The organism is Collinsella sp. CLA-ER-H2, from assembly GCF_040092405.1.
Taxonomy (GTDB): Bacteria; Actinomycetota; Coriobacteriia; order Coriobacteriales; family Coriobacteriaceae; genus Collinsella.
Genome location: NZ_JBBNLO010000025.1, coordinates 1 through 14,636 on the forward strand (window position 1 = coordinate 1; position 14,636 = coordinate 14,636).

The following is a 14,636-nucleotide window of genomic DNA, read 5'->3' on the forward strand; positions in this document are numbered from 1 at the left end:
ACACGACGTGGTACTTGCACATCCACTTCGTGTGCGACAGGCTGTAGGCCTTCTGGGCCATACGCCACCACCGCCCTCTCGACTCGGATTCCTTGCGGCCTGAACAATCGCAAGTGTCCGGCGAGGGAGCGGCTTTGTAAAGCCGGTTGTCCCCACCCGCATAGCGGGTGGTTTCTGATGCGGCGCGCTGCGCGCCCCGCACAGGCTAAAGCCTTTAAAAATGAAAAAGGCAAGGCATAGACCTTCTGGTCATGCCTTGCCTTTTGAATGACAAATTGTCGCTCTGGGTGGCGCGCAGCGTCGACCGGTCCGTCGTTCGTTAGAACGGCGGAACCTCTAGAGCAGGGTAACGCTAAAGCTGCGAACGTCCGTCTCACCCGGTGCCAAGGTAATGGTGTTGACCTTGTGCTCAAAGACGTCGTCCTCGGTGTCCATGGTGGTGTGGCCGGTCCAGGGCTCGAGCGCCACAAACGGGGCGTCGTTGGCGGCAGACCACACGCCGATGTACTTAAAGCCCTCAAAGTCGATCTTGACGCCGTGGCCCGACTTGCGGCCGCGCAGCGTGAGCGTGGAACCCGGGACATCGGTGAACATGATGGCATCGTTATCGAAGCTGCGATGCGTGATGGGCAGCACGTCCGAGTTATCGGGAGCCTTGTAGCTGCCCTCGAACGTCATGAGACCGTCGGGCGTGATGATGGGAGCCTCGTTCGTCCAGGCCTCGGTAAACGCCAGCTCGTAATCCTCGAATACCTCGTCCTCGGCACCGGGGGCGGGCACGTTAAATGCGGGGTGGCCGCCCACCGAGAACGGCAGGTCCACGTCGCCGGTGTTCGTAACGGCAAAGGTCTGGGTAAGCGTGGCGTCGCCGGTCAGGGCATAGGTCATGTTGAGCTTAAAGTGAAACGGAAAGGCCTTGAGCGACTCGGGCGTATCGGTGATCTCGTACGTTACCGAGGAGCCGTCCTCCGAAACCTCGACCAGCTTGTGCTCGACGATGCGCGCGAGTCCGTGGCGCGGCATCTCGCAGGTGCCGGCCGCAGACGTTGCCGTGTTGTTGCGCAGCGAGCCCACAATGGGGAACAGGATGGGCGCATGCTTGCCCCAAAAGGTGGGATCGCCCTGCCACAGATACTCGTTGCCGTTGAGGGCAAGGCTCGTGAGCTGGGCACCCATGGAATCGATGGCCGCGGTGAGGCCGCCGCGCTTGATGGTAGTGACGGTGGACATGCTACTTCCTCCAATAGTAAACAACGGTGTCGAGGGCTATTGTCCCACTCTTGGCGGCGGGGTTGAGCGACAGGTGCAGTTATTGAGCAATAGCGTAAAGGTCAAACCCGCCCTGCGGCGTGCTATCGACCGTATCGGGCGCCTGTGAATTAAAACTCACCGGAACCATGCGCTTTGAAGCACGGTAACGCGTGCCGTCGGTGGCGACGGGCGGCTCATCGACCGTGAGCTCGTAGTCGCCGGGCTTGAGCTCGATGCCGTCACCTTCGGAATTGACGTATTGGTACTCGTCGATCGCTTGCCCTTTGAGCGTGCGCCCCACGATATGGATGAGCATTTGGCTGTCGCCGCGCGCGGTGTCCCACATCGCGCCGTCCTTGACCTCGACCGACACATGTACCGAGCGCGTGCGGCTGAGCGATTGCTCGACAGACATCTCGACCTTGGCGGCGTCTTTTCGCTGTTGTTCGACATGGCTCCAGACGTTTCCAATTACCGAGCATGCGATAACGCCGGCCATAAAGGCGATAAGGATGGGGCCGAGCGGCGAGCGACGTCCTGCATCTTCCTCGCGAGACAGATTGGGGCGACGTGTGGGTGCGGGCGCCTGGGCACCCTGCGAGGGCACGTCGAGAATGCTGAAGGATGCCGTGCTGTCGGGATCGATGCTGTGACGCGGCTGCGGGGTCTTTGCCGGCGAGATCGACATGTCGGCTGGCTCGCCGAGCGTGGCCGTAGCGTCGGCCTTGGCCTCGTCTGCCTCGGCCTGGGCCCAGGCTTGTTCGAAGGTCAGAGGCTCGACGGGGTCGAGGGCGGCGTCCGAGTCGGCGGCGACGTCGTTGCCGGTCTCGTCCTCGTCGCTCGACACGCCACGCGGCGTAGGCTCGTCCCACTCCTCATCCGGAGCCTCACCCTCGCTATACCACCATTCAAAGTTATCGATATCCATACGGGGCGCCCCTTAGGCCTCGCAAATAAACACTTGTTAGCCTTATACCCGCAGATGGCGCTGGAGCTCGCACGGAATGCGATAAAGGGACTGCTCCTTTGTCGCATCGAAGTTGCGGTGGAATAGTTCCTGTTTGCACGCCCACTCGAGCTATTTAGGGACTATTTCACCGCAAGTTATTTGAGGGCGACGGGGATTTGGATACAGCAGAAGTCCTCTTGGTGAGACTCGTCGTAGCTCGTGGTGTCCAGGTAGCAAAAATCGAAAGCATTGCCGATGGGCTGGAGCGCGTGCCTGTCCATGCAGGCCACGATGGCGCGGATACCCTCGGGCTCGTACGGCATGCCCCAGCGACTCATGCACAGGTACGTGCCCTCGGGCAGCACCTCGACGCCAATCTCCGCCAGCTCGGCAGGATCGCTCGGCAGTATTTCCTCGGCACCACGCGGCAACACGGCAAAGGAACCGGCACCGGCGATGGGGTCGTCGGAATGCAGCGCCTCGCGACGCAGCATGGCGCCCCAACCGCGCATGGGGCGTGTGCCCGTGAGCGCACGCATGCGCAGAATCGCCCGCATGAGCGTGGGGTGCAGCATCGAGCGGCCACGCTCGATATCGCTCGGGAACTCCTCAAAGACCACGTAGCGGCGCTCGAATTGCTTGAGCTCCGGTTTGCCCTCGCGCTCGCGCCAATAGACCGCCTCGTCGTAAAAACTCAGCCGCTCCTGCACGCTCGCGCGCTCGGCTTTGAGCCCGGCAATCTGCTCGTCGAGCGCCTGCACCCGCGAGCGCAGGTGATCGGTCATCTCTCCAATGTCGAACGTCGAGGTCAGGCGATCGATCTCATCGAGTTCCAGTCCCAAGTCGCGCAGCATGCAGATCAGACGCATGAGCGGGATCTGCGTGGGCGAATAGAAACGGTAGCCTTTTTCGTTAACCACGGCGGGTTTAAACAGACCGATCTTGTCGTAGTAGATGAGCGTTTGGCGCGAAACGTTAAACAAGCTCGCCATCTCGCTAATCGCATACATACCCGTCTGCATAGGTCCTCCCGACACACCCTTTGACACGAAAAGCCCGCCGCCCACAGGGGCAGCGGGCTCAAACACTACTCGTATCCTACCCTAAAGATGCCTATGACCAGCGCTTATAGTTGGCGCACGACACGCCGACGGCCTCGAGTGCCTTGGCGGCGATGTGATGCACCGCCTCATCGAGCGTGGCGGGGCCGTTGTAAAACGTGAGCATGGGCGGCATGAGCATGACGCCCGGCACGCGCGCCAGGCGTGCCATGTTGTCGACATGGATCGCACTGAAGGGCGTCTCGCGCACCATAAGCACCAGGCGGCGCTGCTCTTTCATCTGCACATCGGCCGCACGCAGCAACAGGTTTTCGCTGTAGCCGCTCGCGATGCCGGCGAGCGTCTTCATGGAGCAGGGAGCCACGATCATGCCGTCGACCGGATAGGTGCCGCTTGCGATGGCAGCGCCAATGTTCTTGTTGTCGTAGACCACATCGGCATAGCACGCAAACTCGTCGAGCGTCATGCCGAGCTCCTGCTCGATGGTGATCTCTCCCCCGCGCGTGACGACAAGCGCCGACTCAGCGCCGGCCTGGCGCAGGCATTTGAGGCATTCAAGGCCCAGTGCCGCACCGCTGGCGCCAGACACGCCAACGACAATGCGACGGGGACGAACAGAAGACTCAGGCATGACAACTCCTTAACTACTTGGTAGGGCTACTTACTAGAAGGCGAGCTCGGCGGCCCACTTGTCCTTGTCGATCTCCATGAACTGCGAGCGGATGAAGTTCTTCTTGAGGTTAAACGGAACCGTGCAGTCGAAGATGGCCTTGCAGGCGATACCGTGCTCGCGGATCGAAGGATCGAACGCGGGGTCGTTGGACGGATCGAGCACGTGGCAGTGGCAACCGGGGATGGTGATGAGGTCCACGTCGGCCTGGAAGCGCGTGGTCATGGCCCACATCACGTCGCTCATATCGAAGATGTCGACATCCTCGTCGACAAGGATGACGTGCTTGAGCTCGGAGAACGCCGAGAAGGCGAGCATGGCGGCGTTGCGCTGACGGCCCTCGTCATTTTTGCTCGACTTCTTGAACTGCATGATGGCAACGAACTTGCCGCCACCGCAGGGAGCGGCGTGAACGTTGAGCAGGCGGCCCGGGATAGCGGTCTCGACCATCTTGTAGATGGAGGCCTCGGTGGGGATACCGGCCATGGACACGTGCTCGTGCGAAGGGCCGATGCAGCTCTCCATAATGGGGTTGACGCGCGTGGTGACGGCGGTGATCTTGATCACCGGGCAGACCTTGGCGCCACCGGTGTAGCCGGGGAACTCGGGCATGGCGTAGCCGTGGCCGTTGACATCCTCGTTGATGGTCTCGTCGTGCATGAGGTAGCCCTCGAGCACGTACTCGGCATTGGCAATGCACTTCTGCGGAACGGTGACGCAGTCGGCAAGCTCGACGGCGCGGCCGCGCAGGGCGCCGGCGATCTGCAGCTCGTTGAAGCCGAGCGGCGTGGTGGGAGCCTCGAAGCCGCAGCACATGTACACGGCGGGGTCCAGGCCGATGGAGATGGAGATGGGCATATCCTCGCCGCGCTGGCAGTACTCGTCAAAGAACGCACCCAGGTGACGGCTGCCCGGGGTGATCCACATGGCGAGCTTGTCCTTGTCGACGCAGGAGAAGCGGTGGATGGTTACGTCGGACTGGGTGCCATCGGGGCTCGTGCCATAGGCGAGGCCCATGGTGATGTAGGGGCCGCCGTCAACGGGCGTGTTGGTGGGAGCGGGAACGATCTTGCGCAGGTCAAAGCCCTCGTCGGTCGCCTTGTACACGACCTCCTGGCAGTCGACGTGCTTGCCCTCGGCGATCTGCTCGGGGGCGATCAGGTTCTCGAAGCGCTTGCCGATCTCGAGGCCCAGGTGCTCCTCGTCCAGGTCGAGCAGGGCGGCAACGCGCTTGCGGCTGGCAAGCATACCGATGCAGACCTTGGCGTCGTCAAAGCCCTTGACGTTGTTGAAGACCATCGCCGGACCCTCTTTGGTCGGGCGCATGACGGTGCCGCCAGCACCGACGTGACGGTAGACGCCCGAGACCTCGGCATCGGGATCGACCTGGGTGTCGGTCTCGAGCAGCTGGCCCGGCATCTCACGCAAAAAGTCGAGCGCGGAACGCAAGTCGTGGATCTGGGAAGCATCGGTAGTGGACATGGCGTACTCCTTTCGGGAGAGAGCCCGACGGCGGGATGCCGCTGGGCGGGATAACGTAGGTGCCGTAGCGCTTGCAGTTAAAGCGCGCGGCTGAGCTCAAGCGCTCGTCATCGAAGCAAGAGCGCTCGGCTGCTTACATCAGGCCAAAGAGATGGAACCAGGCGGCCTCGACCAGCACGACGATAAAGACGACCGCGGTCAGCGGAATGCCCATGCGCATGGCCTCTTTTGAGGTGTAGCCGCCGGCGTCCTTACCCTCGCCAATGAGGATCGGCAGGTTGTGGAACGGCAGGATGTAGTGGATGTTGATGGACGTGAAGACGATAAGCGCCACGGCGAGCGGGCTCACGCTGGAGCCAGCGGCAAAGCTGATGAATGCCGGCACGCACACGCCGAGCACGGCCATAACCGAACCCATGAACATGTGGATGATCATGGAAAGCGCGGCGACGAGCAGGGCGAACAGGAAGATGTTCTCGGGAACGGAGCTGGGGAGCACGACGTCGGCGATCCAGGCGTTCATGCCGGTGGCACCGCCCACGGACCCCACGGCCATGGCGGCCGTCAGGAACATGAGGGACTTGATGTCGACGGCGTTCCAGCTGGCGGGGGTGAGGACCTCACCGATAATGGGCATGGCGAGCGCGACGCCGATGGCCAGGGTGACCCAGCCGATGTAATCGCCCGAGACGGTGAGCCACAGCGCAATGGCGACGACCAGCCACACGACGGTGCGGATCTCCTTGACGGAGAGCTTGCCGAGCGCGGCCTGCTTGGCCACGATCTGCTCGCGATCGTAGACGAGCTCCTTGCTGGGCTTAAAGAGGAAGAGGCCCAGGAACAGGGTGCACAGCAGCGCGACCAGCATAGGCACGCTCATGTACAGGAACCAGTCGACGAAGGACGGGCTCATGCCGCCGGCCTCGGCGCTGTACTGCGCAACGAGCGGGTTGAGCGTGGAGTCGCCGGTCAGGAAGAACATGGAACCCGGGGCGGCAGCGGCAAACACGAGGAAGCCGAGCTTGCCCTTGTCGTCGTCACCGTAGCCGGCGGACTCGGCGATAACCGAGACGACGGCCAGGATGAGGAAGGCGCGGGGGAACGGGTGCGGGATCAGCAGCGACAGCACAAAGGTGAGCGCGAAGATCGAGATGATGAGCGACTTGGCGTCGCGCACGAACTTGAGCATGAACGCGTAGGCGATGCGCTCGCCCAGCCCCGATTCCTTGACCGCGCTGGCGATGAGGTAGGCGCCGATGACGAGCCACATGGTGGCCTTGGTCCACGAGCTAAACGTGGAGGCGACCGTCGCCGAAATGCTCGCGGCACCCGTGTCGTCCACGCACACCTTGAACAGGACGAGCAGCGCGCAGTAGAGCAGGCCCACAAAGCCCGGCTGTGCCACGCCACATGCCCAGAACACCACCGTGGCGAGCGTCAGTGCCAGACAGGTCTGACCGCCGACCGTGAGCTCGACCGTCGAACTCAGCTCCGCCAAAGGAAGAAACTTCACCAGCAAAAAGACAACGATACCCAGCACAAAGCCAATTTCGCGCTTGGTGATCTTAAACGCCTTCTTTTCCGCTTCCATCTCCCCACCTTTCTTGTTGGGGGCGCTCCGGACTCACAGCGGCCTTGCCGCTAAAAAGGGGCGCCCGTTATCGGACACCCCTTACGTTGCGCTGTGTTGCGGCAATACAGTCAAGCGAGATTTTTTGGATGGCTTGCAGTCCTCTCCCCTCTGGGCAGAAAAACCGTCCCAACATTCGGCGTTTTTTCTCGTTTTTGAGATTTTCATCGAATGTTGGGACGGTTTGGGCAGCCGGTCAACCGTGCTATGTGACAAAGGGACTGTCCCTTTGTCACATAGCGAGGGCTGCGCGGATGGAGGGGACCTCCAGAGCCTCGCGGAGCCAGGGGGCCAGCTGCTCGGGGTGACCCTGCAGGTAGCCTTTAAGCTCGGACGGGCCCACGCGGCGCACTTCCGAGATCTCCTCTTGGTTGATATGCAGCTCGCCCGGCTCAACATGGGCAAGGTAGACCTCGCACCATTCGCACTCGCAGCGGCCGTCGCCGTGGTCCTCGCGGTAGACCACGTGACCCAGGCGCTTAAGGTCGTCGGGCTCGCGTGTAATGCCGAGCTCTTCGTTGATACGGCGCGCCGTAGCAGCGGCGACGTCCTCCCCCGGGAGCGGATGGCCGGCGCAGCTATCGGCCAGCACCCCGCCCCACAGGCGCTTGAGCGGACTGCGGCGGCAGAGCAGCAGACGTGCGCCCTCACCCTGACCCTCGATCAGAAGCGTCAGGAATGCTTGGTGTAGGATACCCTCGCCGGAATGGGCTTTGATGCGATCCACAGGAGCGAGCACCTCGCCGGTCGCAGCATCGACCGCTACGACCTCGGCGCCCGCACCACCCTCGTCCCAGCCGGCACGCAAGATGCGAGCTGCGGTTTCCTCGAGCGCGACGATGAGCTCCTTGGTGGTGTCGAGCACGCGCTGCAGATCGTCCTTGCTCGCCTGCTCAACATGAAAACCCGTGCTCGCGGTCACCGGTACACCAAAGCGCGTGGCCAGCGCCGCTGCAATGTCGTGTGCCGGGATCTCGTCGCGATGGCACGGGACGGCCAGGATGCTCACGGTCGCCGTACGCCCGGGCTCGGGTCGCGGAATGGCCTGCGCCGTGGCGCCCAGGTGCGCGAACTCCGGCGAGCAGGCGTACACCACCATGCCTCGCGGCGTCACCGTCAACTGGGCCTCGAGCGTAAACTTGCCCTCGCCCACTGCAACCTTTGTCGTGTGCATACCCATGGGATCTCCTGTCGCCCGCGATGTACCTGAGACCATCTTCGCCTGTATTGCGACTATACAGGCAAGCGCGGAACGTGACAAAGGGGCTGCTTCTTGTCGTGTTCTGCTAGAGTTTCAGAGATTGATTCAGGCTCATACAACGCAACATAGGAGCAACCGCCTTGACCACCGCAACCTCGCCCACAACAGCATCGACCGCCGCCGCGCTTTCCCCCGCGCGTACCAACCTCTGTCTGGCGTTGCTCGTACTGCTGGGCTTTTCGCTCGGCTGCTCGGAGTTCGTGGTCATCGGCATCGAGAGCGACTTGGCGACGGAGCTCGGCATCTCACTTGCCACCGCAGGCCAACTCATCAGCGTGTTCGCGCTGGTCTACGCCATCACGACGCCGGTGCTTGCGCTCAGCACGGGACGTTTCCGCCGCTACCAGCTGCTCGTGTGCTACAGCATTGTCTTTGTACTCGGCAACTTGGTTATGGCGCTGGCGCCCAACTTCCAGGTGCTGTTTGCCTCGCGCATCATTTTGGGCTCCGTCTCGGGCGCACTGCTCGCCGTAAGCGTGACGTATATCCCCGAGCTGTTGTCTCCGCAGCAGACCTCGCTTGCCATCTCGGTGGTGTACGGCGCGTTTTCCGTGGCGATGGTCTTTGTGACCTCGATTGGCAAGTTTGTGGCCGATACGCTCGACTGGCACGTTGCCATGTACGGCACGCTGGCCTTCGCCGTTTTGATCTGCGGCGCGCTCGTGGCGTTTATGCCACGCGCCGGGCAGACCGACGAGCCTGCCACCTTCCGCGAACAGGCGGGGCTCCTGCGCGAACCAAGCATCATCACCGGCATGTTCATCTTTTTGTTTGGCGTGGGATCGGTCTACGTGTTCTACGGCTACGTGACGCCCTATCTGGAGCAGGTACTAGGCATGGGCACGGTCGAGGCCAGCACCACCCTTATGGCCTACGGCGTGTTCTGCCTGATCTCGAACATCCTGGGCGGATGGATCGACGCGCGCTTCGGTATGAAGGCGCTGCTCGTGACGTTTGTGCTCCAGGCCGCGGCGTTACTCGGACTGTTTGCCGTTGGCGGCACCATGCCCCTCGCGCTTGCCTTCGTCTTTAGCCTGGCGCTGCTCATGTACCTGTTCTCGGTCTCGTGCATCACGCACTTTATGGACGTGGCCCGCAGCCGCCATCCCAAATCGATGGTGCTCGCGAGCTCGGTGGAACCCATGGCGTTTAACGTCGGTATCTCGTTTGGCACCGCGGTGGGCGGCGCCGTGGTAAGCGGCATTGGCATTGCCTACGTGGGCGCCGTTGGTGCCGTGTTCTCGCTCGTAGCCTGGGTGCTCACGCTGGTGACGATCAAGCTGGCACGCTGGGAGCACCACCACGCAGCACAATCTTCGATGCAGGCATAGGGGCGGGATCGAGTCGGGGCAGGTACAGACCAGAGTGGCGAGCGCCTGGTAGAAACCACCCGGCATGAGCAGCGCTCATCCGCTTGCAGGCTCCGGCGGTTCAATTTCGTGTACTTCAAATACACGTTTTTCCATGATTTCGTGTATTTGAAGTACACGAAATCATACTAAACTATGTATTTGAAATACACGAAATTGGAAGGTGGCCCCATGCGCAGATCAATCGAATCCGTTATCGAATCATGGGCGACAAAGGACGCCTCGCGTCCCCTCCTCATCCGTGGCGCACGACGCGTGGGCAAAACGTACGCTGCCGAGGAAATCGGCAGACGAATCGCCGGCGATGCGTTTGTCAAACTCGACTTTCAGACCGATCTTGAGCTGATTGCCCCGCTGTTCGACTGCCCCACCGACGACGTCGACACCATCGTGGCACGAATCTCAGACTATAAACGCACCCCCATTCGCAAAGAAACCGCATTCATCCTGTTTGACGAGGTGCAGCTCTGCGAACGGGCGCTCAACTCGCTTCGCTTTTTCTCGGGTTCGGGCTGGCGCATATGCGCGACCGGCAGCCAGCTCGGCGTCGCCACGCGCAAGCGCAAGTTGCCTTTTCCCAGCGGCGTTCGTCAAGAGACCATGCATCCCATGTCGTTCGAGGAGTTTCTCTGGGCGCTCGGCGAGGAGCAGATGGCCGATGCCGTTCGTACCCACGCCGACACGCTCGAGACCTACGCCGCACACCAAGCCGCGCTCAACCTGTTTCATCGATACCAGATCGTGGGCGGCATGCCCGCCGCCGTCAATGCATATCGCAAGACGTTATCCATCGAAGACGCGCGCGTCGAGCAGCGCGAAATCGACGAGACCTACACCGCCGATATGACCGACCCCGAAAACGGGATCAGCGGCGTGGCGGCGCGCAAGGTCTGGCGCTCCATTCCATCCCAGCTGCTACGATCCTCAACCAAGAAATTCAAGTACTCCGAGGTCGAACGCGGAGGCCGTCGTGCCAAGCTCATCGAGCCGCTCGACTGGCTCGAGGGCGCCGGCGTCATATCGGTCAACAACCTGACCGAAGGCATCGAACCTCCCCTCGTTCCCTTCGACGACGAAGACGGGAGCTTCTTTAAGGTCTATCTTCTCGATACGGGCCTCATGTTCTACAAACTCGGCATCAACCCGCGGCTCTGGCTCGACCTCAAAGAGGATTCCGCCATGGCGCTGTCTTCCGACTTTCGAGGTGCCTTGGCGGAGAACTCGGCCATGCAGGCTTTTTCGGGCAATGGCTTGCAGACGTATTACTGGATGCCGCCGTCGTCTTGGAAGACGAACGGCGAGCTCGATTTTCTACTTCAGACCGACCGCATGGAGATCGTACCCGTCGAGGTAAAGTCCGCACGCAACGTGCGCGCGAGAACCCTCGGGTCGTTTATGGAAAAAGCCCGGTCGCCGTATGCCTACATATTGTCCGAGAACAATTTTGCCCGCAGCGAAACCGATGACGGACGCGAGCTGTGCCACCTCCCCTTGTACGCAGCGGGCTTTATCGGATCAAACTGCCTCAAGGGTAGTCTGTAAGTCCCGCGCGACCGCCCAGAAAGGAACCATCATATGCAGCACGTACTGTTTATTTGCCACGGGAATATCTGTCGAGGACAACATAACCGCTGATTATCAGGCGTATTAACCATTCAAATCATCTGGTCTACTACCTTTTTACTACTCATAGAGGCTCAGGCACGACAGGCCAGATGGTTCCGCTTTTTCACAACAGCCTACTTTTTCGACCGTTCAACAGGTCGGTAGATTAAATAGCTTATCAGCATGCTAGAGTTGTACCTGCTACACAGCTCTAGCATTTTTATGCTTGCGCTTCACAACCGAAGACACTCAACCAGCGACAAGGAGGGGTATTTGCCCTTTCTCCTTGCTGGTTCGTGCTATTGCGAGGCGCTTGGAGCTGTGTAGCAACTGTGGGTGGATACTCCTCCTTTTCGTGCTGCGCAATCAGCTCTTCGGATGAGCTTCCTTCCACGGTTCCCGTCACGCCAATGGAAGGATGATTTTTATGGCAAACAAAGCACCAGCACAATGCCCATCTTGCGGAGAGCGCACAGGTTGGAAATGCACAGGTGAATCTAATAAAGGCTTCAGTGTGGGAAAAGCCGCTGCTGGAGGTCTGCTTTTAGGCCCCATTGGCCTCGTGGGCGGAGCACTTGGCAAGAAGAAAAAGACGTATTACTGCCAGAACTGCGGATTCCGCGAAGACTACGATGCGTAAGGGATGACACCCATGACGGACGAAAACACTGGCACCGAAAGTGAAAGCGCGAAGTTTGCGACGCGCTTTAAAAAGACATTGCTGGCTATGCTTGCCGTCTGCCTTCTTTGTGCCCTATGCATCACCAGCTGTGCTTGCATATTGAATTCTTTCAATGATTCGTCAAGCCCCTCTTCTTCTGCCGCCTATGACGAAGACGATGAGGGCTACGATGACGATGATGATTATTCTTCTCACTCCAGCTCATCATCGAGCACATTATTAGATGAGGACGATTGGGTTGATACGGATGACGGCAAAACGTATCTAAAGTCTGACTCGGAAGACGGTGGCACAGACTATATCGACACCGATGGGGAGTACGCCATTCATAAAAATGCTGATGGAACTGGAGCAATTGCTGACGGCAATGGCAACAAAGCCGTGGATAACGATGGAGACGGAAAACTCGATTCCTATTCAACCGATAATGGAAAAACTTGGAACAGTCTCGAATGACACGGCAATATCTATCGCTCGGCTAGGTAAGCGCTGATTATCAGGCGTATCAGCCATTCAAACACAGCGTTTACCAAGTGTCGGAGGAAGGAAAGCCCGATGAGCCAAAAGAACCGCCCGATTGCTGTTACGGCAGAACTCGTCCTGTCTCTGATTTCCACTGCAATCAACGATTGCGCCCCATCAGCCTATCAGCCGCTTTACGCAACAAGCCCGACCATCTGACGAAGCGTTCACAATCAATCTTGAAAATGGCACTGCCACGATGAGCGATGCCAGCATTCTGGCTTTTGTTTGCGGCAAACTACAGACAGAGCCTTCAACAACATCTTCACGTTTTCTTGGAGGAACAAATGCGCAAGCGCAAACAAGCATTGCTCATCCCATTGTTGGCTTCATGCATCTTGCTGAGCGGCTGCGCCAGTCAGGGGACAAAACTCGACCAGCAGATTACCTCAATCGGAAAAATTACTGCCGACTCTTGGGACGAGCTTCAGTCTCTTAATAACCAATATAAAGAACTTGATGCTAACGGGAAGCAGGATGTTAAACACTATAAAGACCTGAAAAGCGCCCTCGCAGAATGCTCGAAGCTCAGAACCGACCAGCAATTTAGCAAAGATTTGAAAAAGTCGATCCGTTGGCGGCAAAAACAAAAGGACGATACGGATTATGCTGTTTTAGTCGATGCTGAGCTAGCAAAGCTAGAAAAATACCGTTCCGCAGACTTCTCCAATGACAAAGTTAAAAACTCTTGCACCAAGTATTTGGAAGGACTCGATACCCAAAAAGCCGCCCTCGGCGAAGCCTTTAAATCAGACGAGCAAATCGAATGGCAAAAGGGCCTGGTTCTTCGTTACGAAGCGCTCAACGAGCTTTATGAGGAGATAGGATTCCTTGCCACGGACGATGACTTTGTCTCTAATTACATCGCAGGACTAGACAAACAGAAGAAGCTGCTAACAGCTCTCGAAGCCATTGAGGCCGATATCGACAGCCAGACCGACCGAATCGCCAACGAGGTAACATGGACTGACTATTCTGCCAGCTTCGAGGTCGACAACAACACCGACTATCAATTTGATTCGGCTTGGGAATGTTCGCTAAAAAATGAGTCGGGCACCGTGACTGAAAATTCATCATGCCAAGTCGATAACGTTAAGCCTCATTCTAGATATACGGTGACGTTCTACTTCTCCAATCCCGATAGCGGTTATGGCGGATTCGAATGGAATAACTACTACACGGATATTGTCTATTAAGGCCATCTTTCAATAAACATTAATTAATAGAGCGACCATGGAACCATTGAATTGCAAGCTCATCGACCTCTGTGCCGATGAAGGAAACCCTGAAGGGCGCAAATTAGCCCATGAAACCCTAGCCCGTCTCTGCGTTGCTATTGAGCGAACCGCAGAGACCAACCAGTCCAAAGGAAAAGTCGATCAGCCCAACGACAGCGCACCAAGCACGTGCATCAAAATCCGTTCTGAAGCACGCCGCATCTCACGGCACCTCAAGGCTCGCAAGAGATCCGTCATGGCCTTCGCCGTATTGTTCGCATTACTTATCGCCAGCACGGCTATTGGAGTCCATTCATATAGCGAGCAGGTTGAGAGCTACAACGCACTTTCCGCTAAGTACGATTCTCTTTCAGATGACTATGATGATGCGTTCGGCAAGGCAACTCTTTTGCAAGATAACAACAACAAGCTGCGGAGCCGCATCGAAAAGATCCAGAACGAGAAAGCAGATTTAAGTCGAGAGCTTACGCTCTATAAAGACCAGCAGGCAACTATCGACGATGAGAAAGCGAAACTCGAAGAACTCCACTCCCAGCTTGATGCTCTTCAAAGCGAGCGCGATGAACTCCAAAAACAGGTTGATGCGAAGAAACTGGAGCAGGAGCGCGCCCAGCGGGAGGCTGAACAAAACCGCATCCAAAGTGAAGCTCAGGCCACACAGGGCCAAACCGTGTACTGGGTCTCGGGCGGCAGCGTCTACCACACCACGCCCAACTGCCCGACGCTGAAACGCTCATCTGGAATTCACAGCGGAAGCATCTCCGCAAGCGGTAAAAGCCGCTGTTGCAAGGTCTGTGGGTAACAGTGAATTAGCAGCGTAATCATAATTAAATTTGGAGGAGGGTACACGATGCCCCCTCCTCCAAATTAATCTCCGTGGCCTCTATGGCACATTCTATTGCCTTTCAGTTTTAG

The 14,636-nt window shown here is 58.7% G+C and carries 14 protein-coding genes; 7 read left to right on the forward strand and 7 right to left on the reverse strand.

Annotation, left to right across the window (positions count from 1 at the left end):
• Positions 1-336: 336 nt before the first annotated feature.
• From AAAX59_RS07665 to AAAX59_RS07695, 7 genes are all read right to left on the reverse strand, one after another.
• On the reverse strand, positions 337-1,230 hold the full coding sequence (locus tag AAAX59_RS07665) for an aldose 1-epimerase family protein (protein WP_273376608.1): 894 nt from the start codon (positions 1,228-1,230) through the stop codon (positions 337-339).
• Between the two features lie 79 nt (positions 1,231-1,309).
• Positions 1,310-2,179 carry a hypothetical protein gene (locus AAAX59_RS07670; protein WP_349071339.1) on the reverse strand — a complete coding sequence of 290 codons (870 nt, stop codon included), beginning with the start codon at positions 2,177-2,179 and terminating at the stop codon, positions 1,310-1,312.
• Between the two features lie 176 nt (positions 2,180-2,355).
• A complete protein-coding gene (locus AAAX59_RS07675) occupies positions 2,356-3,222 on the reverse strand; it encodes a MerR family transcriptional regulator (protein WP_215693964.1) in 867 nt (288 codons plus the stop codon).
• A gap of 91 nt (positions 3,223-3,313) precedes the next feature.
• The gene (locus tag AAAX59_RS07680) at positions 3,314-3,892 is read right to left on the reverse strand and encodes a UbiX family flavin prenyltransferase (RefSeq protein WP_055286312.1); all 579 of its coding nucleotides are present in this window, start codon (positions 3,890-3,892) and stop codon (positions 3,314-3,316) included.
• 33 nt (positions 3,893-3,925) lie between these two features.
• Positions 3,926-5,413, reverse strand: a complete 1,488-nt coding sequence (locus tag AAAX59_RS07685) for a UbiD family decarboxylase (RefSeq protein WP_195445310.1) — start codon at positions 5,411-5,413, stop codon at positions 3,926-3,928.
• Between the two features lie 133 nt (positions 5,414-5,546).
• Positions 5,547-7,004 carry an SLC13 family permease gene (locus tag AAAX59_RS07690; protein WP_349071340.1) on the reverse strand — a complete coding sequence of 486 codons (1,458 nt, stop codon included), beginning with the start codon at positions 7,002-7,004 and terminating at the stop codon, positions 5,547-5,549.
• A 271-nt stretch (positions 7,005-7,275) separates the two neighbouring features.
• Complete coding sequence (locus AAAX59_RS07695) at positions 7,276-8,223, reverse strand: NUDIX domain-containing protein (RefSeq protein WP_349071341.1); 948 nt, start codon at positions 8,221-8,223, stop codon at positions 7,276-7,278.
• Between the two features lie 161 nt (positions 8,224-8,384).
• Here AAAX59_RS07695 and AAAX59_RS07700 point away from each other — a divergent pair, with 161 nt between their 5' ends.
• From AAAX59_RS07700 to AAAX59_RS07730, 7 genes are all read left to right on the forward strand, one after another.
• The gene (locus tag AAAX59_RS07700; protein ID WP_349071342.1) at positions 8,385-9,635 is read left to right on the forward strand and encodes an MFS transporter; all 1,251 of its coding nucleotides are present in this window, start codon (positions 8,385-8,387) and stop codon (positions 9,633-9,635) included.
• Between the two features lie 210 nt (positions 9,636-9,845).
• The gene (locus tag AAAX59_RS07705) at positions 9,846-11,216 is read left to right on the forward strand and encodes an ATP-binding protein (RefSeq protein ID WP_349071343.1); all 1,371 of its coding nucleotides are present in this window, start codon (positions 9,846-9,848) and stop codon (positions 11,214-11,216) included.
• 490 nt (positions 11,217-11,706) lie between these two features.
• The gene (locus AAAX59_RS07710; protein WP_329739062.1) at positions 11,707-11,919 is read left to right on the forward strand and encodes a hypothetical protein; all 213 of its coding nucleotides are present in this window, start codon (positions 11,707-11,709) and stop codon (positions 11,917-11,919) included.
• A 12-nt stretch (positions 11,920-11,931) separates the two neighbouring features.
• The gene (locus tag AAAX59_RS07715) at positions 11,932-12,417 is read left to right on the forward strand and encodes a hypothetical protein (RefSeq protein ID WP_349071344.1); all 486 of its coding nucleotides are present in this window, start codon (positions 11,932-11,934) and stop codon (positions 12,415-12,417) included.
• A gap of 99 nt (positions 12,418-12,516) precedes the next feature.
• The gene (locus AAAX59_RS07720) at positions 12,517-12,642 is read left to right on the forward strand and encodes a hypothetical protein (RefSeq protein WP_349071345.1); all 126 of its coding nucleotides are present in this window, start codon (positions 12,517-12,519) and stop codon (positions 12,640-12,642) included.
• 128 nt (positions 12,643-12,770) lie between these two features.
• Positions 12,771-13,679, forward strand: coding sequence for a hypothetical protein (locus AAAX59_RS07725; RefSeq protein WP_349071346.1), 909 nt, complete (start codon positions 12,771-12,773; stop codon positions 13,677-13,679).
• A gap of 37 nt (positions 13,680-13,716) precedes the next feature.
• Positions 13,717-14,523 carry a hypothetical protein gene (locus AAAX59_RS07730; protein WP_349071347.1) on the forward strand — a complete coding sequence of 269 codons (807 nt, stop codon included), beginning with the start codon at positions 13,717-13,719 and terminating at the stop codon, positions 14,521-14,523.
• Positions 14,524-14,636: the final 113 nt, after the last annotated feature.